The organism is Burkholderia sp. LAS2 (genome assembly GCF_018417615.1).
Lineage (GTDB): Bacteria > Pseudomonadota > Gammaproteobacteria > Burkholderiales > Burkholderiaceae > Burkholderia > Burkholderia sola.
In genome coordinates this window covers 4,360,319-4,381,396 of the sequence record NZ_CP071052.1, presented here as the reverse complement: position 1 = coordinate 4,381,396, position 21,078 = coordinate 4,360,319, and the positions used below count along the sequence as shown (strand labels likewise).

The 21,078-nt window shown below is 67.0% G+C and carries 20 protein-coding genes and 1 tRNA gene; 8 read left to right on the top strand and 13 right to left on the bottom strand.

Going from position 1 to position 21,078, the window contains the following annotated elements; translation table 11 throughout:
• Window positions 1-42 precede the first annotated feature (42 nt).
• On the top strand, window positions 43-546 hold the full coding sequence (locus tag JYG37_RS20015; RefSeq protein WP_050014494.1) for a hypothetical protein: 504 nt from the start codon (window positions 43-45) through the stop codon (window positions 544-546).
• Window positions 547-568: 22 nt separating this feature from the next.
• On the opposite strand, the gene JYG37_RS20010 is transcribed toward JYG37_RS20015, so the two are convergent.
• The 6 genes from JYG37_RS20010 to JYG37_RS19985 all read right to left on the bottom strand — a co-directional run bounded on the left by JYG37_RS20010 (window position 569) and on the right by JYG37_RS19985 (window position 7,808).
• Window positions 569-1,294 (bottom strand): ZIP family metal transporter, encoded by a 726-nt coding sequence (locus JYG37_RS20010; RefSeq protein ID WP_050014495.1) that lies wholly within the window; start codon window positions 1,292-1,294, stop codon window positions 569-571.
• A 162-nt stretch (window positions 1,295-1,456) separates the two neighbouring features.
• Window positions 1,457-2,752, bottom strand: a complete 1,296-nt coding sequence (locus JYG37_RS20005; protein ID WP_050014496.1) for an O-acetylhomoserine aminocarboxypropyltransferase/cysteine synthase family protein — start codon at window positions 2,750-2,752, stop codon at window positions 1,457-1,459.
• 192 nt (window positions 2,753-2,944) lie between these two features.
• Window positions 2,945-4,240 carry an XAC2610-related protein gene (locus JYG37_RS20000; RefSeq protein WP_089489066.1) on the bottom strand — a complete coding sequence of 432 codons (1,296 nt, stop codon included), beginning with the start codon at window positions 4,238-4,240 and terminating at the stop codon, window positions 2,945-2,947.
• A 62-nt stretch (window positions 4,241-4,302) separates the two neighbouring features.
• On the bottom strand, window positions 4,303-5,451 hold the full coding sequence (locus JYG37_RS19995) for a DUF1176 domain-containing protein (protein ID WP_200891625.1): 1,149 nt from the start codon (window positions 5,449-5,451) through the stop codon (window positions 4,303-4,305).
• A 262-nt stretch (window positions 5,452-5,713) separates the two neighbouring features.
• Window positions 5,714-6,529, bottom strand: a complete 816-nt coding sequence (locus JYG37_RS19990) for a nucleotidyltransferase domain-containing protein (protein WP_089489067.1) — start codon at window positions 6,527-6,529, stop codon at window positions 5,714-5,716.
• Between the two features lie 55 nt (window positions 6,530-6,584).
• A complete protein-coding gene (locus JYG37_RS19985; protein ID WP_283813187.1) occupies window positions 6,585-7,808 on the bottom strand; it encodes an RtcB family protein in 1,224 nt (407 codons plus the stop codon).
• Between the two features lie 92 nt (window positions 7,809-7,900).
• Between JYG37_RS19985 and JYG37_RS19980 the strand changes: the two genes are divergently transcribed.
• The gene (locus JYG37_RS19980; RefSeq protein ID WP_089489069.1) at window positions 7,901-8,953 is read left to right on the top strand and encodes an RNA-guided endonuclease InsQ/TnpB family protein; all 1,053 of its coding nucleotides are present in this window, start codon (window positions 7,901-7,903) and stop codon (window positions 8,951-8,953) included.
• Between the two features lie 79 nt (window positions 8,954-9,032).
• Here the strand turns inward: JYG37_RS19980 and JYG37_RS19975 are convergent, their stop codons facing one another.
• The 3 genes from JYG37_RS19975 to JYG37_RS19965 form a co-directional block, all read right to left on the bottom strand.
• Window positions 9,033-10,172, bottom strand: coding sequence for a slipin family protein (locus JYG37_RS19975; protein WP_050014519.1), 1,140 nt, complete (start codon window positions 10,170-10,172; stop codon window positions 9,033-9,035).
• On the bottom strand, window positions 10,151-10,408 hold the full coding sequence (locus JYG37_RS19970; protein ID WP_124595474.1) for a hypothetical protein: 258 nt from the start codon (window positions 10,406-10,408) through the stop codon (window positions 10,151-10,153). Before JYG37_RS19970 ends, JYG37_RS19975 begins: the two co-directional genes overlap by 22 nt.
• A 21-nt stretch (window positions 10,409-10,429) precedes the next feature.
• A tRNA-Phe gene (locus JYG37_RS19965) sits at window positions 10,430-10,502 on the bottom strand.
• Between the two features lie 338 nt (window positions 10,503-10,840).
• On the opposite strand from JYG37_RS19965, the gene rtcR reads away from it, so the two are divergent.
• Window positions 10,841-12,457, top strand: coding sequence for an RNA repair transcriptional activator RtcR (gene rtcR / locus JYG37_RS19960; protein WP_124630817.1), 1,617 nt, complete (start codon window positions 10,841-10,843; stop codon window positions 12,455-12,457).
• 36 nt (window positions 12,458-12,493) lie between these two features.
• On the opposite strand, the gene JYG37_RS19955 is transcribed toward rtcR, so the two are convergent.
• Window positions 12,494-13,246: a class I SAM-dependent methyltransferase gene (locus JYG37_RS19955; RefSeq protein WP_124554496.1), complete on the bottom strand. Its 753-nt coding sequence runs from the start codon at window positions 13,244-13,246 to the stop codon at window positions 12,494-12,496.
• Window positions 13,247-13,259: 13 nt separating this feature from the next.
• Window positions 13,260-13,886: a LysE family translocator gene (locus tag JYG37_RS19950; protein WP_089489071.1), complete on the bottom strand. Its 627-nt coding sequence runs from the start codon at window positions 13,884-13,886 to the stop codon at window positions 13,260-13,262.
• Window positions 13,887-14,053: 167 nt separating this feature from the next.
• On the opposite strand from JYG37_RS19950, the gene JYG37_RS19945 reads away from it, so the two are divergent.
• The 3 genes from JYG37_RS19945 (at window position 14,054) to JYG37_RS19935 (ending at window position 16,512) form a co-directional block, all read left to right on the top strand.
• Window positions 14,054-14,854 carry an AraC family transcriptional regulator gene (locus JYG37_RS19945; protein ID WP_050014505.1) on the top strand — a complete coding sequence of 267 codons (801 nt, stop codon included), beginning with the start codon at window positions 14,054-14,056 and terminating at the stop codon, window positions 14,852-14,854.
• A 120-nt stretch (window positions 14,855-14,974) separates the two neighbouring features.
• Window positions 14,975-15,394, top strand: coding sequence for a hypothetical protein (locus tag JYG37_RS19940; protein ID WP_050014507.1), 420 nt, complete (start codon window positions 14,975-14,977; stop codon window positions 15,392-15,394).
• Window positions 15,395-15,507: 113 nt separating this feature from the next.
• Window positions 15,508-16,512, top strand: coding sequence for a LysR family transcriptional regulator (locus JYG37_RS19935; protein ID WP_050014509.1), 1,005 nt, complete (start codon window positions 15,508-15,510; stop codon window positions 16,510-16,512).
• 225 nt (window positions 16,513-16,737) lie between these two features.
• Here JYG37_RS19935 and JYG37_RS19930 read toward each other — a convergent pair whose 3' ends face one another.
• The gene (locus JYG37_RS19930; protein ID WP_124630815.1) at window positions 16,738-17,658 is read right to left on the bottom strand and encodes a LysR family transcriptional regulator; all 921 of its coding nucleotides are present in this window, start codon (window positions 17,656-17,658) and stop codon (window positions 16,738-16,740) included.
• Window positions 17,659-17,766: 108 nt separating this feature from the next.
• Here JYG37_RS19930 and JYG37_RS19925 point away from each other — a divergent pair, with 108 nt between their 5' ends.
• Entirely contained in the window at window positions 17,767-18,849 is a 1,083-nt protein-coding gene (locus JYG37_RS19925; RefSeq protein ID WP_124639307.1) for a tartrate dehydrogenase, read from the top strand.
• Between the two features lie 169 nt (window positions 18,850-19,018).
• Window positions 19,019-20,329 (top strand): MFS transporter, encoded by a 1,311-nt coding sequence (locus JYG37_RS19920; RefSeq protein WP_124595470.1) that lies wholly within the window; start codon window positions 19,019-19,021, stop codon window positions 20,327-20,329.
• A gap of 78 nt (window positions 20,330-20,407) precedes the next feature.
• On the opposite strand, the gene JYG37_RS19915 is transcribed toward JYG37_RS19920, so the two are convergent.
• Window positions 20,408-20,923, bottom strand: a complete 516-nt coding sequence (locus tag JYG37_RS19915) for a nucleoside/nucleotide kinase family protein (RefSeq protein WP_213346123.1) — start codon at window positions 20,921-20,923, stop codon at window positions 20,408-20,410.
• Window positions 20,924-21,078 lie beyond the last annotated feature (155 nt).

Sequence of the window (21,078 nt, the reverse complement as noted above, 5' to 3'; positions counted from 1 at the left end):
GGACGACGCCCGTCGGCCGCATTTACGGAAAAGGAGCGTGCGATGCGCAATATCGCGAAAGGAATCGTGCTGGCGGCGTGCCTGACGTCGACGGCCGCGATGGCGGCTGGCTGGCCGGAACGTGCGCTGTCGCACGCGCCGGCGCACGACCTCGGCATCCGCGCGAACGAGAAAATGCGCTGCGAGTTCGCGGCCGTGCCGGCCGGCGCGTGGACCACGACGTTCGCGCGCGGGCAATGCGAGATCGACAACGGCCGGCTGACGTTCGTGCCGGCCGATCCCGGTGACGAGCCGACCATCACGGAGAAACGGATCATGCTCGGTGACGTCCGCACTGCGTCGCATCAGTCGCGCAAGCTGAAGGAACAACTGCAGCTGACGACGCGCGATCAAGTGATCGCGCTGAACGTATTGACCGACGATGGCAGCCGCAAATCGCGCGAACATGCGATCGACCTGTGGACCACACTGCGCAACGCGGGTGTCACGCCGGTCAACGGCACGCGTATCGTCGACACTTATCCGACCGGCGCGACGACATGGTAGCCACCACGCCGTTGCGCGCGGCCTACCCGGCCTTCACCGATCCTTCGATCAGGAAGAACACGATGAAGCCGATGAAGAACGCTGCCGTCGCGAACGGCGTTTCCGGCACCTCGTGCGCTTCGACCAGCAATTCTTCGGTGACGAGGTACAACAGCGCGACGGTGCCCAATCCCAGGAGCACCGCATAGACGTTCGCGGGCAACCCCGCGAACGCCGCATTGCCGGCCACGGCCGCGACGCTCAGCAGCGCCGCGAGCGCGACCGGCACGACGATCGACAGCATGCGGCCGATGCCGGCCGCGGCCAGCGCCGCGCTGACCGACAGCGCGAGGAACAGCACCTCGAGCGTCAGCGCGACGGTCAGGATGATGCCGCTTTCGTCGCTCGCGGAAAAGGCGATGCCGAGCACCAGGCCGTCGACGACGAGGTCGATCGCGGTGACGATGATCAGACTCACCGGCAAACGCGCTTGCTCGAAGCGCGTCTCGATCGCGCCCGACAGCGCGCGGATCGCCAGCATCAGCGCGATGCCGAGCACGAAGCCGACGACGACCGGAAACAACGCATGCGCGCGGTCCTGCGGCAGCAGTTCGAGCGCGGCGGCCGCGAATACGATGCCGCCGGTGAAATGCTGGATCACGCTCGACGTTTTCGGGCCGGGCGCACGCCACGCGGCCGCGAGCGCGCCGAAACAGGCCGCCAGCACGGGCGGTAACGTGAGCAGCGCGAGCTTTGCGGTCGGTGTCATGAGTCCTCTCGGCGGTTGGCGCGTCGCAGTCGGACGCTGCGTGGCACGATCGTACGCGCCGGGCGTCGCCCGGGCATCAACCGGAGATTGAACACCTTGAAGCCGCTCCAGGGTCAAGCGGTTCGATGCGGGCGCCCCCGCAAGCCGGGGCGCCCGTTCCGCTCAAAGCTGCGCGAGCGCCTGGTCGAGATCGGCGAGCAGGTCGTCGATATGCTCGATGCCGATCGACAGCCGCACCGTTTCTTCCTTCACGCCGGCCTTCGCGAGCTCGGCCGGCGACAGCTGACGGTGCGTGGTCGATGCCGGGTGCGTCGCGAGCGACTTCGTATCGCCGATGTTGACGAGCCGCGTGAACAGCTTCAGTGCGTCCTGGAACTTCGCGCCGCCGTCGCGACCGCCCTTCACGCCGAATGTCAGGATGCCCGGCGCACGGCCCGACAGGTAGCGGGCGACGAGCGGATGGTCGGGGTGATCGGGCAGGCCCGCGTAGTTCACCCATTCGACGTGCTCGTGGCGCGCGAGATGCTGCGCGATCTTCAGCGCGTTGTCGCTGATCCGCTCGACCCGCAGCGCGAGCGTCTCGATGCCCTGCAGGATCTGGAATGCATTGAACGGCGAGATCGCCGCGCCCATGTTGCGCAGCGGCACCACGCGGGCGCGGCCGATATACGCGGCCGGTCCGAACGCTTCGGTATAGACGACGCCGTGATAGCTGACGTCCGGCTCGTTCAGTCGCTTGAAGCGGTCCGCGTGTTCGGCCCACGGAAACTTGCCCGAATCGACGATCGCGCCGCCGAGGCTCGTGCCGTGGCCGCCGAGATACTTCGTCAGCGAGTGCACGACGATGTCGGCGCCGTGCTCGAACGGGCGCAGCAGGTACGGCGACGGCACCGTGTTGTCGACGATCAGCGGGATGCCGTGGCGATGCGCGACCTCGGCGAGCGCGGCGATGTCGGTGACGTTGCCGAGCGGGTTGCCGACCGATTCCGCGAAGATCGCCTTCGTGCGCGCGTCGATCAGCGGCTCGAACGACGCGGGGTCGCGCGGATCGGCGAAGCGCGTGGTGATCCCGTACTGCGGCAGCGTGTGCGCGAACAGATTGTAGGTGCCGCCGTACAGCGAACTCGCGGATACGATGTTGTCGCCGGCTTCGGCGATCGTCTGGATCGCGTAAGTGACGGCGGACTGCCCCGACGCGAGCGCGAGCGCGCCGATGCCGCCCTCGAGCGCGGCGATCCGCTGCTCGAGCACGTCCGTCGTCGGATTCATGATCCGCGTGTAGATGTTGCCCTGGACCTTCAGGTCGAACAGGTCGGCGCCGTGCTGCGTGTCGTCGAATGCGTACGCAACGGTCTGGTAGATCGGGACGGCGACCGCGCGCGTGGTCGGGTCGGGACGATAGCCGCCGTGCACGGCGATGGTTTCGAGACGCCAGTTCGAATGGGCCTGATCGGTCATGGTTGCTCCGTTTGTTGTTGTGAAGGTCGAGGGGGCCTGCCGTCCGGCGATTATAGGAGCACGTGTGCGGCTGCCCTTAGAACGAATCGTTGGTTGCTTATGGGGACGCGCCGCATAGAATGCGTTTTTCCGCAGACGATCGTCGGCACCGCGTGACGCGACGCCGGTACGCCCTCGCGGGCGCACCGCGCACTAGCTCTTGTCGGGATTCGAGTCGCTGCACTGGTCGGGATCGTCGCGCAACAGGATGCGGCGGATGCGGCCATTGTCGTAGAACGGCACGTCCGGGCAGAACTTCGTGCCGGCGCGCGTTGACGTACGTTTCCAAGCGACCTTTTCGGTACGCACGAGCGTCGGGGCGCTGCCCGGCGCACCCGGTTTCCAGATGTCGATATACACGCGCGACATCTGCGGCGAATCACCCACTTCGCAGTCCTTCAGCGCACCCAGCGTCGAGCGCAGCCCGGTATCGGCCTGCTCGATGCGTTGCGGATACTCGATATGGCCGTTGTCGTAGCCGGGCACGACGTAGCAATAGCGGCGCGTGTTCCCGTCGAGCACCGGCAGCAAGTAGCTGCTGGCGGAATCGACCTCCTTCACGTCGTTGCCCTGCCAGCGGTAGGTCGTCACGCCATGCTCGCAGCAGCTCGCGCGCCAGCCCGTCCAGATGATCCGGTGAACCGGATCGAAATCCGGCGACGTGATGTCTTGCAGTCCCTGCGGCGCATCGACGAAGCGCCGCGTCTTCGGGTTGAAGATCCACGTCTGATACGGAATGTTCGGGCCGGCCCCCATCGACTGTGCGAGCATCAGGTCGGGCCAGCCATCGAAGTTCACGTCGGCGAAATCCGGTGTGAACAGGTTGCAGGTGCCTCGCGAATCGGTCTTGAGCGTCTGCACGAGACGGTCGTGATCGTACAAGCGGATCGCGGTGACCTGCGGCGCGTCGTTGCACGAACCGCCATCGTCCGGCAGATGGTCGGCGACGAGGCGGATGTCGTAGGGGAATGGTCTGCCTACGCGCTTCTGCGCGAGCGAGACAGGGAATGTGCGCTTGCCGTCCGGGGCGGTCCATGTGCCGGTGACCGCATTGTCGAACGAAGCGGCGCGCCACGTGCCCGTCACGCGATCGGCATTCGTCTTCGCGCCGCTGTCGCGTTCCGACAGCGTCGTGCCGTGCGGATCGAGCGAACCCTTCAACGCAAGCCGATAGCGCTTGTCGGACGCGCATGGCGCGTAGCAGTACCAGCCGGATATCGTATCGGCGACGCGCGACAAAGACACTTCGACATGGCGATTGCCGATCGTGCCGGTCCAGTCGCGCGACCAGAACGGGATCTCGACCGACTCGTCGGCGTCTGCCGCGCGCGCCGGTGTCGACACGAATGCGGTGATGGCGATCAGCGCGAATGCAAGCGCGCTGCGCCGGCCTCGCGTGCGCCGCGTCGCGGCCGTGTGGCCCGACGCGGCGATGAACGGGTGATGCATGGTTCGGCCCCTCGTTTTGTTATGGGTTATCTCTGCAGGCGTGTTTCGGTGCGATACGTGCGTCAGCGGCTTCCGGCCGCATCGGCCCGTCGATACAGGCGCGGCCATTGATCGTCGAACAGGCCGTTGCATGCGCCGTGCGTCGCGATATCGCCGAGCATGAAGCGCCGGCCGTCGAAGATCCACGATGCGGTCGAGCCGCAATCGCCGGCACTGCGCAGCCTCACCTTGCTCGACAGCGTCGCGCTGGCGGGATCGTAGCCGGCGTCGGTCAATTCGTTTGCGAACGACGCTGAATCGAGGCCCGCGTTCGCGTTCTCGCCGAAGTTCATCGCGGCCGGCGCGTACGGCGCAGTTCGCCGCACGCGATACCACAGATCGGTGTGGTTATACATGCTGCTGGTCTGGCACGGGATCGCGACGAGCGCCTCGTCGGACGAAATCGCGACGGCTCGCGATGCTTTCCTGCGGTCGCTCGCCGACATTTCGTCTTCGACATCGGCCGCACATTGCTTCACGTCGGCACCGAATTTCGCGAGTACCGCATCGACGAGCGGACGCTGTTCGGCGGCCGACAGGGCCGAGGCGGCCGGCGGCGCGGGCGTGACGGCGTGTGGCAACGCGGGCGCGGCCGGCACCGACGATGCCGGCCGGGTGCCGGGGCGCAGCAGTGCCGTGACCGTACCGACGCGGCCCTGCGTGTCGTCGATCAGCAGCAGCGCGGCATTCAATCCCGACAACGGCGTGCGTGCGGTGGACGTCGTGGCCGGATCGCCGACGCTCAGCAGTTGCGCATTACGCGCCGCGGCCAGCCACGCGGCCACCGTTGCTGGATCGCTGGTCCGGATCCGGAGCGGGCGGGCGTCGTCGTCGCTCTTGTCGCCGAACGCATGCCATTGCGCCGGCATCGCATCGAACGGCCGGCCATCCACGCGTGCGGTGCGCAAGTCGATCGGCGCCGACGCGTAGAGGTCGAGCGAGGCTTGCGCGTCCGGGCCGGCATCGCGCGTCACGCGGAGGATCAGGCCGGTGCGTGCGTCGTCGATATCGTCGGCGTGGCTTTCCGCGATACAGCGGTTGCCGTTGTCGCAGACGACCGACCAGTTCTTGAAGTCGCGTTCGACCGGCGGCCGCGCGAGCGGGCGAGCCTCGGCAACGAACGGGGAAACGGCGAGGAGGGCGGCGATGGCGAGCGAAAGGCGGTGCGACATGACGGTTCGTATCGACTGTGGATGGGCGGGCGGAAGACGTCGGACTGCAAGCGCATCGTCAGCAAGCGGGGCAGGTCGAAGGCTGCGGCGCATGCAGCGGCGCGCATTGGCGAACGGCATCGAGTATACCGCCGCCATGCGCTGCGATCGTGACGACGACACGTAGTATGCGGGCACGGACGTTGCTGCCTGGCCTGCATAGATCGGACGAGTGCCGATGCAAAAACGGCGCGATCCCCGGAGGCATCGCGCCGTTCACGTTTCATCGGCCGTCGACCACGTCGCGCAGGAACGCGTCGAGCATCGCCACGTCGCCCCACGGCCGCTTGTATTCGCGGTCGTGTTCGGCATCGGCGAGCATCGTCTCGACCAGCGCGTGGATCGCCGGTCGGCGCGGCCCGTATTCGCTTTCGTTCGCGCTCATCTTCAGCGCGAGCAACGCGTCGAGCTCCGCGCGCACAGCCGGCTCATGCACGGTGCCGTCGACGAGATCCGCGAAACGCATCGGCGGCATGCCGAGCCCCATGTCGATCCAGCGCACCGCGAGCAGCGGCCGCAGCACGTACAGGTACTTCTTGTAACGCACCGTGTCGCCTTGCAGATAGCCACGAAAATTCTTCTTCGCCATCGCGAGGTAGTGATGACGCCCTCGTACCGGCGAGAAGAACGCCGATGCCAGCGACCTGAGCCGCGGCGCCCAGCGCGCGTCTTCGCGATACACGACGGGCGAGTCGAGCCATTCGAGCAGCGTCGGATTCGAGCGTCGCAGCAGTTGCAGCGCCTTGCGCAATTCCCAGCCGCTGACGTCGAGCTCGTCGTCGAGCGGCCGTTCGATCACGTCGCGTTGCGGTTCGACGCTCAGGTACCAGTCGCGCCGGTGTGCGTACACGAAGCGTACGTCGTAATCGCTGTCCGGCGACGCGAATCCCCAGCCGCGGCTGCCCGATTCGCACGCGAACAGCACGCTTACATCGTGGCGGCGCTCGACTTCCGCGAGCTCCGCCATCACGCGCGCCCGCACCGCCGGGTCGACCGGATGCGCGCTGCGTACGGTCGTCATCGTCTTGTCGGTTTTCATCGTTGTCGCTTTCCTTTCGTTGTGCGCGGCCGCCGGCCATTGGCCGCATACCGCACTATCCCTTCACGCACACCACCTGGCGCAGCGTATGCATCACTTCGACGAGGCTGCGCTGGGCCGCCATCACCGCGTCGATGTCCTTGTAGGCCATCGGGATTTCATCGACGACGCCCGCGTCCTTCCGGCATTCGACGCCCTGCGTCGCCTTCGCCTGATCGTCGGCCGTGAAGCGGCGCTTCGCTTCGGTGCGGCTCATCGTCCGGCCCGCACCGTGGCTGCACGAGCAGAAGCTTTCCGGATTGCCGAGCCCGCGCACGATGAAGCTCTTCGCGCCCATCGAGCCCGGGATGATCCCGAGCTGCCCCTTCTGCGCGGACACCGCGCCCTTGCGCGTGACGAGCACGTCTTCGCCGAAGTGGCGTTCGCGCTGCACGTAGTTGTGGTGGCAGTTCACCGCGTGCTCGTCGACCGAGAACGGTGTGCCGATCACGCCGCGCGCCGCGCCGATCACCGCGTCCATCATTGCCTGCCGGTTGCGTCGCGCGTAGTCCTGCGCCCAGCCGACCGCCTCGACGTAATCGTCGAAGTGCCGGCTGCCTTCGGTGAAATACGCGAGGTTGCGATCCGGCAGGTTCGCGATGTGCTGGCGCATGTCGGCCTGCGCGAGTTCGATGAACAGGCTGCCGATCGCATTGCCGACGCCACGCGAGCCGCTGTGCAGCATGAACCACACGCGGTCCGCTTCGTCGATGCACACTTCGATGAAGTGGTTGCCGGTGCCGAGCGTGCCGAGATGCGCGTAGTGGTTCGTCTTTTCCAGCTTCGGATACTTGTCGACGATCCGCTGGAAACCCGGTTGCAGCGACTTCCACGCGTCGGTCACGGCGGCCGGCGTGCGATCGCCCCATGCGCCCGGATCGCGGCGGCCCGGCGCGCGGCCGTGCGGGACCGCGCGCTCGATCGCGCTGCGCAGCCCACCCAGCGAATCCGGCAGGTCGGACGCGGTCAGCGTCGTGCGCGCGGCCATCATCCCGCAGCCGATGTCGACGCCGACCGCGGCCGGAATGATCGCGCCCTTCGTCGGAATCACGCTGCCGATCGTCGAGCCCTTGCCGAGGTGAACGTCCGGCATCACCGCGACGTGGCCGAAGATGAACGGCATCTGCGCGGTGTTGCGCAGTTGCGCGCGCGCTTCCTCTTCGACGGCGACGCCTTGCGTCCACATCTTCACCGGCTTGCCGTTCGCCAGTTCCATCACCTGATATTCGATGTCATTCATCAGAATTTGCTCCGGGAAACCCCGCCATTGATGGCGGGAAGGAAAGGGGTGCTGTTGACAGGCGGCTTCTCCCACGGGTTAGGATCACCGGCATGATTCTTGTCTACCGCTACCGGGTGAAGTCGCTCAACGGACTGCTTAACAAGCAGAGCCGCGCGGTGAACTACGTCTGGAACTTTTGCAACGATACGCAGAAGCACGCGCTCAAATGGAGCAAGAAGTGGCCGACCGGCTTCGACCTGAATATGCTCACCACCGGCAGCAGCAAGGCGCTCGGTATCCACTCCGGTACGATCAACGCCACGTGCGAGCAATATGCGAAGTCGCGCAGTCAGCACCGTCGGCCCTACCTGCGCTATCGCGGCAGGAAATCGCTGGGTTGGGTGCCGCTGAAGGGCCGTGACCTGAAGCGCGAGGGCGACGCGTTTCGTTTCGCCGGCAACACGTTTCGCGTGTTCAACAGCCGGGCGCTTCCCGAAGGCAAGATCAAGGACGGAACCAACTTTGCGCAGGATGCGCGCGGTAATTGGTTCTTGAACATCGTGATCGAGATGCCCGATGTTCAGGCCCGCCCAATCCGTTCCGGCGTCGGCATCGATCTCGGTCTGAAAGACTTCGCCACACTTTCGACCGGCGAGAAGCTGCCTAACGATCGGTTCGGTCGATGCGCGGCCGAGAAACTCGCGAAAGCGCAACGGGCGCGAAAGCACAAGCGGCATATCGCGAAGCTGCACGCCAAGGTCGCGAATGCCCGCGCCGATTTCCAGCATAAGCTCGCGCTCGATCTGGTGCGGCGTTTTGATTACATCGCGGTCGGCAACGTGTCGGCCGCAAAACTCGCCAGAGCCAGGATGGCGAAGAGCGTCTACGACGCATCCTGGTCGTCCTTCCGAAACAAGCTCCGCTACAAAGCGATCGCGCACGGGGCCACGTTCGAGGAAGTGGACGAAAGCGGTTCGACCCAGTCCTGTTCGTCGTGCGGATCGAAAGACAGCACGACGCGGCCGAAAGGTATCGCGGGACTGAGAATAAGAGAATGGGCCTGCAGTGACTGTGGTCTCGTGCATGATCGTGATATCAACGCTGCGCTGAACATTCTCCGATGCGGACGTGCATCGCCAGGTGTGGGAATCCTCCGCCTTTAGGTGGACGAGGACGTCAATTGCTTCACCTGATTCATTTCGGGGTCCGGCGCGATACACGTGCGCCGCGCCGGCTCCTGCATTACGCGCCCTTGATGCTGACGAGTCCGTTCAGCACCTGGTCGAGACCGCCGAACACCGAGATGCGGTCGATCCGTTCCGCGACGCGCTCGAGCGTTTCCAGCTCCTTGAGTCGCAGCGCGGTCGGGTTCTCTTCCATCACCTTCGCGGTGTTCAGCAGCGAACGCGTGGCCGCCGTTTCCTCGCGGCGGCGAATCACGTTCGCCTGCGCGGACTTCTCCGCTTCGACCACCTGCGCGAGGATCGTCTTCATGTCGCCCGGCAGCACGATATCCTTCACGCCGACGCTGCGCACGTCCACGCCTGAATCGTCGAGGCGGGCGCGTACTTGCGCAATCACGACGTCGTCGAGCGACTGCTTGTCCTCCAGTAGCGCGTCGAGCGAGCGCGTGCCGACCGCCGAACGCAGCGCGAACTGCAGTTCGCGATACAGGTGTTCGACCGGCTTCTGCAACTGGCCGAACGCGTGCAGCACGTCCGCATAGCACCACGTCGCCGACAGGTTCAGCCGCAGCGCGACCTTGTCGCGCGTCAGGATTTCCTGCCCGCCGACTTCGATCGCCTGCAAGCGCAGATCGACGAGTTCGACCGCGACGTCGCGGTTGAAGCGCCAGAACGCCGACGTACCCGCGTCCAGCACCCGCTCGATCTTGCCGTCGATCTTCAGTACACCGACGTGGTACGCCGGCACCTGAGCCAGCAGCACGCTCGTGAGCCCCGCCACGCCGCGCGCACGCAGCGACGGTTGCGCGATGCGCTTCACGAGCGCGGCGGGCAGCATGCTGTCCTGCGCGAGATCGATGCGCTCCAGCCGATGCGCGGTCAGGCCACGCCAGTACAGCCGGCGCGTGCCGGGCGCCAGGATCTCGACGAGCACGTCGTCTTCGTAGCGCAGGCCGGCTTCGTCGTCGGCGAGATCCATCGCGACGAAATGCTGCGCGAGCACATCCTGTGCGTCGTGACGCAGGTAATCGGCCAGCGCTTCGTCGGCGAGCGGCGCATCGAGACGCGCGGTCTGCACCGACAGGCGCTTGAACGGATCGAAGGCCTTGAACACACCCGGTTCGAGCACCTTCACGAAATCGCCTTCGCTCATCAGCAGCGCGCGTTCGTTCTTTTTTACGACATGTCGCATCCACATATTCTTGTCCTTTTCTTCAATGGCCGCCGGGTGACGCGCATCGGGCGGATCGCGGTGCGACGCAATCGGGCGGGCGGCACGCTGGCCGGCGTCGAAGCGCATGGCGACGCGTCCTGCATCGCGTCGTCGTGCGCATTCGCGCGGGCCGTGCGGCCGCCCGGCGCGATCGCGCGGAACCGCAACCGGTCGGACGCGCGGCGGGCCTTGCGGCCCGCACCGGCGGGTACTGCTTTCATACGAGACCGTCCTTGCGGACAGCGTTCGAGCGGGATTCGAACCCGCCACCGGCCGGCTTTCGCCGGCTGCTCCACCTGACTGAGCTTCCGAACAATGGGGCGCCCCGGGATTCGAACCCGGGCGAAGCATCCTGGCGCGCGCCCCTTTGCCTTCGTCTGTCCATGGCGGCATGCGCTGCCGCGACGAACGAGGTTCGGCGGCGGCGCACCAGCAGGGCTTGTTGAACCCTGGCTCGTGGGCCAGCGGGACATCCGGCGTTTTCTATTTAGCGAGGAGCGTGCCAGTGTGGGCGTGGGCTTTCGTGAAATTTCCCAGGCGATTGAAAATAAAGGGAATTTTTTATTTGGCGCGGCCTGGTGGCAACGCTCGTTGCACCGCGCCGCCATGAATATCCGATACAATCGGATCGCTTCTTATCCCATGAGATAAACATGCGCAAAACCGTCGCGATCGGTTTTCTCGGCACCGTGCTCGACCAGGGCGGCCGCGCGCCGCGCCGTTACCGCAAATGGCGGCCGACGATTTCGCTGTGCGAGCAGCCCGGCCTGCCGATCGACCGGCTCGAACTGCTGCATTCGCTGGACTACACGCGTCTCGCCAACCAGGTGCGGGACGATCTCGCGCGCGTGTCGCCGCACACCGACGTGCGGCTCACGCCGGTCACGATCCACGATCCGTGGGATTTCGAGGAGGTCTATGCGACGCTGCACGATTACGCACGCGCGTATCCGTTCGACCTCGAGCACGAGGATTACCTGATCCACATCACGACCGGCACGCACGTCGCGCAGATCTGCTGGTTCCTGCTGGCGGAAGCGCGCTACCTGCCCGCGCGTCTCGTGCAGACGGGGCCGCCGCAGCGGACGGACGAAGGGCCGAGCGGGCCGGGCACGATCTCGGTGATCGATCTCGACCTGTCGCGCTACAACCGGATCGCGCAGCGCTTCACGCGCGAGCGCGACGAAACGGTGTCGTTCCTGAAGGCCGGCATCGCGACGCGCAACGCGCGTTTCAACGCGCTGATCGAGCAACTGGAGCGCGTGGCCGTGCGGTCGCGCGCGCCGATGCTGCTGGTCGGGCCGACGGGTGCCGGCAAGTCGTTTCTCGCGAAGCGCGTGTACGAACTGAAGCGCGGCCGGCACCGGCTCGCGGGGCCGTTCATCGAGGTCAACTGCGCGACGCTGCGCGGCGACGCGGCGATGTCGACGCTGTTCGGTCACGTGAAAGGCGCGTTCACGGGCGCGCAGTCGGCGCGCGCGGGGCTGCTGCGCGCAGCGGACGGTGGGCTGCTGTTTCTCGACGAAATCGGCGAACTCGGGCTCGACGAACAGGCGATGCTGCTGAAGGCGATCGAGGAAAAGCGCTTCCTGCCGGTGGGCGCGGACGTCGAGGCGAGCAGCGATTTCGAGCTGATCGCGGGCACGCATCGCGACCTGCGGCAGATGGTGGCTGCCGGTACGTTCCGCGAGGATCTCTACGCGCGGATCAATCTGTGGACCTACGAACTGCCGGGACTCGCCGAGCGCCGCGAGGACATCGAGCCGAACCTCGAATTCGAGCTCGACCGTTTCGGCCGCGAGCAGGGCGAGCAGGTGCGGTTCAACGTGGAGGCGAAGCGGCGCTATCTCGCGTTCGCGGCGTCGCCGCGCGCGACGTGGGCCGGCAACTTCCGCGAGCTGTCGGCCTCGGTCACGCGGATGGCGACGCTGGCCGATGCGGGGCGGATTACCGAGGCGCTCGCCGAGCAGGAAGTCGAGCGGCTGACGCGCACGTGGTCGTCGCCGGGTGGTGCGGGGGCGTCCGATGCATGCGTCGACGCGGTATTCGGCGCGCGGGCGGCGGAGCTCGACCTGTTCGACCGCGCGCAGCTCGAACGCGTGCTCGACGTGTGCCGCACGTCGGCGAGCCTGTCGGACGCCGGGCGCACGCTGTTCGCGGTGTCGCGGAAGAACAAGAAGCAGCCGAACGATGCGGACCGATTGCGCAAGTATCTCGCGCGGTTCGGGCTCGATTGGGACGGGGTGCGGCGCGCGCTCGACGGCGTGTGATGACGAGAGGGGCGCGTGATGTCTGCGCTGCGCCCGTTACGCGCGGCAGATCGCGATGATCTCCGCGCTGGTCGCCTCGTCGAACGGGGCACGGTCCCAATCGCCGCACCAGTCGGCCGACGCGAAGCCGGCCGCCGTCACGCGGGCCTGCAATTCGGATCGAGCGATGAAACGCAGCCGGCTCGTATTCGTCAGCACCGTATCGTCGCGACGGAAGCGGTAATGCGTGTCGAACGTCACGATCGCGCCGTCGATCGCCCGCACCGCGTGATGGAGATCGACGATGCCGAATGCGTGCGACTCGACGCTGCGTGCCGACTGCGCGGGTGTCCATGTTCGCCACGGTTCGATACGCGGGTTGCGGGTGTCGAACAGGAAGCGGCCGCCGTCGGCGAGCACGCGTCGCACGCCGCGCAGCGTCGCATCGATGTCGTCGTCGGTCAGCAGGCACTGGAACGCGTGCCCGGTCATCGCGACCGCATCGAACGGCGCGCCGGGCGGCAGGCCGTCGAGTGCGCACGCGAGCCAGCGTACCGCGTCGGCACCCGGCTGGCGCCGCGCGTAATCGATCATCGCCGGTGCGGGATCGATCGCGACGACGTCATGCCCGGCTGCCGCGAGCCGTCGCGCGAACGTGCCGGTGCCGCAGCCGAGATCGAGGATGCGTTGCCCGGCGGCGCCGATCGCGGCCGCGTAGAACGCGAAGTCCCGATCGCCCGCGTTGAACACGTCGTACACCGCGACGAGGCGCGGGTCGGTGTAGAGCAGGTCGGCGTCGGCGCGCGTCATGCGGCCGCGCACATCAGCGCTGCTGCACGGCCACGCGCAGCCCGAGCGCGATGAAGATCGAGCCGATGATCTTGCCCTGCCAGCGCGTGAGCCACGTGAGCCGCTTCACGATGCGGCCGAGCGGGCGGATCGAGCACGCGATCAGTGTCGTGTAGAGCGAGCTGAGCACGACGAAGATCAGCCCGAGCACCGCGAACTGCACGAACGTCGAACCGCGCTCCGGATGCACGAACTGCGGCATGAACGCGAGAAAGAACAGCGCGGTTTTCGGATTCAGCACTTCGGCGGGAATCGCCTGCAAGTACGCCCTGAGCGGCGTGACGGGCGACACCTGCGGCAGCGACGGGTCGGCCGCCTTCTCGAGCAGCGCGCGCACGCCGAGGTAGATCAGGTACGCGGCGCCGGCCAGCTTCACGACGTTGAACGCGAGTGCCGACGTCATCAGCAGCGCGGACAGCCCCACGGCCGCGAACAGCGTATGCACGAAGTCGCCGCTCGCGACGCCGAGGCCGGTCAGGATGCCGGTCTTGCGGCCGCCCTGCACGGTGCGGCTCAGCACGAGCAGCACGGCGGGGCCGGGAATCAGGAACAGGCCCAGAACGACGGCCGTGAAGGTGGTCAGCGTGGTCAGGTCGAACATGGCGGCTCCGGCAGGTTGGCGCAGCGGCAGGGGATCGGCGCATTGTATTCGGTTCGGCGCGCGGCCGCAGACGGCCGTTTTCAAACGGCGCGGCCGCGCCGGCGCCTTTCTGGTATAAGCACGACAGGGCGCGCCGGCGTCCGGCCTTCTTTACAGCCCGTCGTTCCATGCGCGACCTTCCACCGATCACCGATCCCGCCGCGGACGCCGACGTCTATCACGTGCCGCGTCCGCTCGTCGTGTTCGGCGGCTCGGTCGTCGAGCCCGAATGGCGGCTCGAGCGGCACAGCCATCGTCAGGCGCAACTGCTCTACACGTTGAGCGGCGTCGTCTATTGCGAGATCGACGGCGGCGTGTGGACTGCGCCGCCGCAATGCACGGTCTGGATTCCGGGCGATGTCCCGCATGCGGCGCGCGGCTCGGCCGGCGCGACTTTCTACGCGGTACTGGTCGAACCCGACGCGGCGCTCGAGCTGCCCACGCGCTGCTGCACGCTGGCCATGTCGCCGCTGTTGCGCGAACTGCTGCTGAAGGCGGCCAGCTTCCCGAATCTGTACGACGTCGACGGGCCGCAGGGGCGGCTGGTGGCGACGCTGCTCGACGAACTCGTCGCGGCGCCGATCGAGGATCTGTACCTGCCGATGCCGGCCGACCGCCGGCTGCGCAAGCTGATCGACCATCTGCTCGACGATCCGGCCGACAAGTCGCCGCTGGCCGAACTCGCGCGACGCGCGGGCATCAGCGAGCGCAGCCTCACGCGGCTCGCGACGAAGGAACTCGGCATGAGCCTGGGCGACTGGCGCCGTCGGCTGCACGTCGCGCTGTCGCTGCGGATGCTGACGACCGGCCGCCGCGTGCATCAGATCGCAATCGATCTCGGCTACGAGAGCGCGAGCAGTTTCGTCACGATGTTCCGCAAGGCGACCGGCAAGTCGCCGACGCAATACCTGACCGACCGGCAACGCTGAACGCCTACGCTGCGCGCTCGCACACGTTTGGCCGGATTGAAAAAGCAGTTGGCCGGGATGAGAAATGACGCATCGGGTCTCGATCCATAAGATGAGAATCGTTCTCATCTGGAGGTCGACATGCAAATCGTCACGACTGAATTCCCGTTTGTCTGGCTGCGTTACAGCGGCTCGACCCACACCGATCCCGCCCGCCTGATTGCCGAACTCGACGCGCTGCTCGCGCGCCGCGAACGCTTCGTCTTGCTGACCGACGATGCCCCGTCCGGCGACGATCGCGCGGACAACGATCACGAGATGCGCAAACAGCTCGCGAAGTGGAGCAAGGCCAACCGTGCGCTGTCGCGCGAACGGATCCCCGGGATGATCGCGATCGAGCCCAACGCGGCGCGGCGCGTGGCGCTCAACGCCTTTTCGGGCGCCTTCGAGAAGGTCTGGGGCTATCCGCTGAACGCGGCGGCGAGCCGCGACGACGCACTGGCGCTCGCGCAACGGCTGCTCGCCGAACCGGCGCCCGGCGTCGCGGCGGCGAACGCCTGACCCGACGGCCGCGCGGGTCGCGCGGCTTGCGTCGACATCGACGTCGATATTGACACGCACGCACGGTGCGCGAACGCGCGCCGCGACATATCGCAACCACGCAGAGGTGTTGGGTGGACAATCCGATCCGCGCGATGCGCATCTTCACGCGCATCGTCGAAATGAACAGCTTCACGCGCGCGGCGCAGGCGCTCGGCATTTCGCGCGCCACCGCGACGCGCACCGTGCAGGAACTCGAAGCGGCGCTCGGCATGCCGCTGCTGGTGCGCACGACGCGCGCGTTGCGGGCGACGCCCGAAGGTGATGCGTATTACCGGCGCTGCGTCAGCATCACCGCGGACGTCGACGAGCTCGAAGCGAGCATCCGCGGCGCCGCGCTGCATCCGAGCGGGCCGTTGCGCGTCGAATTGCCGGCGTCGGTGGCGGGCGCGATCGTATTGGCCGCGCTCGGCGAATTTCATGCACGACATCCCGATCTCGAACTGATGCTCGCCATGGCCGGGCGCGCGGGCGATCGCATCGGCGACGCGATCGACTGCAGCGTCCGGCTCGGTGCGCTGCCCGATTCGTCGCTCGTTGCACGCCGGCTCGGCTCGCTCGAGCGCGTGACGTGCGCGAGCCCCGCGTATCTCGAGCGCTTCGGCGTGCCGCGCACGCCCGACGATCTGGACGCGCATCGCGCGGTAGCCGGGTCGCACGTGTTCGGCCAGCGTCCGGCCGAGCTCGAATTCGTGATGGACGACGCGGTGCGCAAGGTGCAACTCGACGGCATCGTCAGCGTGGACGACGAGCAGGCGTATCTCGCCTGCGGCGTGCACGGCCTCGGGCTGATCCAGCCGACGCGCGTCGCCGCGCAGCCGCTGATCGACGCGGGGCGGTTGCGGGAAGTGCTGCCGCGCTGGCAACCCGATGCGCTCGCGGTGTCGGCCGTCTATGTGAAGCGCCCGCATGTGTCGCCCGGCGTGCGGGCGTTCGTCGACTGGATCGCGGAGCGCTTCGTGCAGGCCGGGTATGAGCAGGCGGGACTGGCGGCGGCGGGGGCGGTGGGGTGGCGGCCGGCGCTGCCGGGTGCAGTCGCTGCCGGCGATCGCTACAGCGGGCTCGTAGCGGTGGCTTGACGGCGGTATGCGGACGGAAGGTCCTCAAGCGGTTGCGAGGTGGCAGGCGCTGGCCTTTGATCCGTATCGGAGGATGTAAATATTTTGGCGATTTGGCACGAAATTCGCCGGAATATTTACATCGTATGCTGCGGGGCCAGCAGTGCAGCGGCATACGGAGAGGCGCAGGCGTGCGCATGCCCGCAGCACCGACAGCCGACCCGCATGGGGTGCGGAATACCCGCCTTACACCACCCTAAACCGCCCCAAATCCTCCGCCACGAAATCGACGAACGCGCGAATCCGCGTGGACATCTGGTGACGCTGCGCATACACCGCGTAGATGTCGGCGCTCGGCGTTTCGTGCTCGGGCAGCACGACGACCAGCCTGCCGTCGGCGAGATAGTCGCGCAGATCCCATTCCGCGCGCATCAGGATCCCGTGTCCGTCGAGCGCCCACTTCACCGCGATCTCGCCGTCGTTCGTCGTCAGGTTGCCGTTGATCCGCACGGCTTCCGTGTGGCGGGCCGCACCGCGTCCGCTCGTCAGGCGCCACACGCCGTAACCTTCGTCGCCCTGCCGGATGCCGATGCAGTTGTGCCGCGTCAGGTCGTGCGGCGTGCCGGGCGTCCCGTGCCGCGCGAGATACGCGGGCGCCGCGCACAGCAGCCGGCGGTTCGGCGCGAGCCGCCGCGCGACGACGCGCGTATCGGGCGGTTCGCCGAAGCGGATGCACACGTCGAACGCGTCGTCCGTGAGCGGCGGCGGCATCACCGACAACTGCAGTTGCACCGATACCTCCGGATAGCGCGCGACGAAGCGCGAGATCGCCGGGCCGACGTGGCTGCGCCCGAAACCGAGCGTCGCGTTCACGCGCAGCAGGCCTTTCGGCCGCTGCTTCGCGCTGCCGAGCAGTTCGCCGAGCTCGTCCATCTGATCGAGGATCCGGCGCGCATAGTCGAGGTACACGTCGCCTTCCGGCGTCAGCATCATCCGCCGCGTCGTGCGGTTGACGAGCGTCACGCCCGCGCGCCGCTCCATCTGCGTGAGCCGCTTGCTGACGGCCGCCGCGGTCAGCCCGAGTTCGCGCGCGGCCGCGCTCAGGCTGCCGGATGCGGCCAGCGTCGAAAAGAAGCCGAGATCGGCCGGCTGGACGGTATCCGCCATGACGGGATTCGTGAATTGCAGTTAAAGATGCTTTGAGTATAGCCCCGGTTTCTGTACTTCCAGTTCGATAAAGTGCGTTCACGCTCACGATCAATGGAGGATGTCCGCGTGAAGACCTACCGTATCGCAACGATTCCCGGCGACGGCATCGGCAAGGAAGTGGTGCCTGCCGGCAAGCAGTTGCTGGAAGCGCTGGCCCGCGGCAGCGACCGCTTTGCGTTCGCGTTCGAGGATTTCGACTGGGGCGCCGATTACTACCGTCGGCACGGCGCGATGATGCCGGCCGACGGCCTCGACGCGCTGCGCGGCAAGGACGCGATCCTGTTCGGCTCCGCGGGCGACCCGGACGTACCCGACCACGTGACGTTGTGGGGCCTGCGCCTGAAGATCTGCCAGGGCTTCGACCAGTACGCGAACGTGCGCCCGACGCGCATCCTGCCGGGCATCGACGCGCCGCTGAAACGCTGCGGGCCGGACGACCTGAACTGGGTGATCGTCCGCGAGAACTCCGAAGGCGAATACGCGGGCGTTGGCGGCCGCGTGCACCAGGGCCATCCGATCGAGGCCGCGACCGACGTGTCGATCCTCACGCGCGCCGGCGTCGAACGCATCATGCGTTTCGCGTTCCGGCTCGCGCAGTCGCGGCCGCGCAAGCTGCTGACCGTGATCACGAAGAGCAACGCGCAGCGGCATGCGATGGTGATGTGGGACGAGATCGCGAAGCAGATCGCACAGGAATTTCCCGACGTGACGTGGGACAAGGAACTCGTCGACGCGGCGACCGCGCGCATGGTCAACCGCCCGGCGTCGCTCGACACGATCGTCGCGACCAACCTGCACGCGGACATCCTCAGCGATCTCGCCGCCGCGCTCGCGGGCAGCCTCGGCATCGCGCCCACCGGCAACATCGATCCCGAGCGCCGCTATCCGTCGATGTTCGAGCCGATCCACGGCTCCGCGTTCGACATCATGGGCAAGGGACTCGCGAATCCGGTCGGCACGTTCTGGTCGGTCGTGATGCTGCTCGAACATCTCGGCGAGGCGGATGCCGCCGCGCGCGTGATGCACGCGATCGAGGCCGTGACGGCCGACCCGTCGCTGCACACGCGCGACCTCGGCGGCAGCGCGACGACCGCGCAGGTGACGGCGGCCGTCTGCGAGCGCGTCGCGAACGCGGCGGTCACGGCCTGACGGCAGCGACGCGGTGACGGCCGCGCGTGCGCGCAGCCGAGCGCCGCCCGCTCGCTCCACTCACGCATTTTCAGCCCGCGACTCGCGCATGCGACGCGAGCCGGGCGCCGGCCGGCGCTCGAGGTCCATCGACCGACGGCGCACGGCCCGACCTCGAAGGAGGAGACACATGCAAGCGGATCTGGAAACCCGCGTCGCGCGGAAACTGATGTGGCGCATCATTCCGTTCGTGATGCTGCTTTACTTCGTCAGCTTTCTCGATCGCGTCAACGTCGGCTTCGCGGCGATGACGATGAACAAGGCGATCGGCCTGTCGCCGACCGCATTCGGGTTCGGCGGCGGCCTGTTCTTCATCGGCTACTTTCTGTTCGAAGTGCCAAGCAACCTGATTCTCCATCGCGTCGGCGCGCGCATCTGGATCGCACGCGTGATGATCACGTGGGGAATCGTGTCGGCGGTGTCCGCGTTCGCGGCCGGACCGACGAGCTTCTACGTGCTGCGCTTTCTGCTCGGCATCGCGGAAGCCGGCTTCTTCCCCGGCATCATTCTGTACCTGAGCCTGTGGTTTCCCGCGAAGCAGCGTGCGGTGGCCGCCGCGTGGTTCATGGCGGCCGCGCCGATCTCGACCGCGATCGGTTCGCCGCTGTCGGGCGCGATCATGCAGATGCCGCCGATGTTCGGGCTGGCCGACTGGCAGATGCTGTACATCGTCGAAGCGCTGCCGGCGGTCGTGCTCGGCTTCGTCGTGCTGAAGCGCCTGACCGATGCGCCGTCGCAGGCCGCGTGGCTGCGCGCCGACGAACGCGACTGGCTGATCGCGAAGCTGAAGGCGGAAGCGGACGCGCGCCACACGCATGCCGGGCATACGGCCGGTGCGTGGCAGGCGCTGCGCGACCCGCGCGTGCTGGCGCTCGCGCTGATCTACTTCGGCACGTCGGCGGGGCTCTATACGCTCGGCCTGTGGGCGCCGCTGATGGTCAAGCAGTTCGGCTTCACCGCGTTGCAGACGGGCCTGCTGACCGGCATTCCGAGCATCGCCGCCGTGGTCGCGATGATCGGGTGGGCGCGGCACTCGGATCGCACCGGCGAGCGCACGTGGCACGTCGTGATTCCGTGCGTGCTGGCCTGCATCGGCTTCGTGTTCGCGGGGCAGGCGAGCACGGCGTTGCTGACCGTGCTGGCGCTGGTGGTCGTCAACATCGGGATCAGTGCCGCGAAGGCGCCGCTATGGGCGATGCCGAGCGCGTTCCTGTCGGGGGCCGGCGCGGCGGCGGGGATCGCGATGATCAATTCGATCGGCAATCTCGGCGGGTTCGTCGGGCCGTTCGCGATCGGCTGGCTCAAGCATGTGACGGGCGGGTATGCGGCGGGGTTGTATGTGGTCGCGGGGACGCTCGCGGTGTCGGCGGTGGTGACGTTGATGTTGAGCCGGAAGGGGGCGCGGGAGCAGGTCGTGTCGGGGGTGCGGCAGCATCATTGAGCGTGGTGCGCGTCCGCGGGCATGCATCCGGACGTGCATACGGTGCGCTGACGACGGCGCACGACCGAAGCAGCCGCGTCAATGCGCGGGAAGTGCCGCGAGGCGAGCGATCTCCGCCGCGCACACCTCGGCCGACGCGTTCGACGTATCGATCACGCAATCGCTGAACGCGCGCGATGCATATCCTTCCCGATACATCTGCGCGATCCGTTGCCGCTCCCAGTCCGTCAGTGCACGTGTGCCGCGATTCGATGCCGCGACCGCTTCGGGCGGTGCCAGCGTGACGACGAACAATCGTGCATCGCGTACATCGCACGCCGCGCGCAGCCGCTCGAATTCCGCCCCGCCGATTGGATAGGCGATTACGACGTGGCGTTCGCGCGCTTGCGCGATCTGCGTGACCAGTCGCTCCAGCGCAATGGCCCATTGCACGTCGAACGGCGCATCTTCAGGCGCGTCGTGATCGTCGCCGTCGATGAAGCGCGCATCGGGCAGCACGCGTGCGAGTGCGCGGCCGATCGTCGTCTTGCCGCTGTTGATCGGTCCGTTCAGATGGATGACGGTGAGCGGTGTGTTCGTCGATGTAGAGGACATGAGGAGCAGGATGAATCGGACACCTTCATTGTGCCTCGACGTGAAATCGATTTGTAATGTCGACTCCGAAGCGATTAGAGAAATTATTCGATAAAGCACCCTAAAGAAAGGCGTGCCCCCGCCGTTACTCTTCCTCGGTATCTCAAAAAAGTATG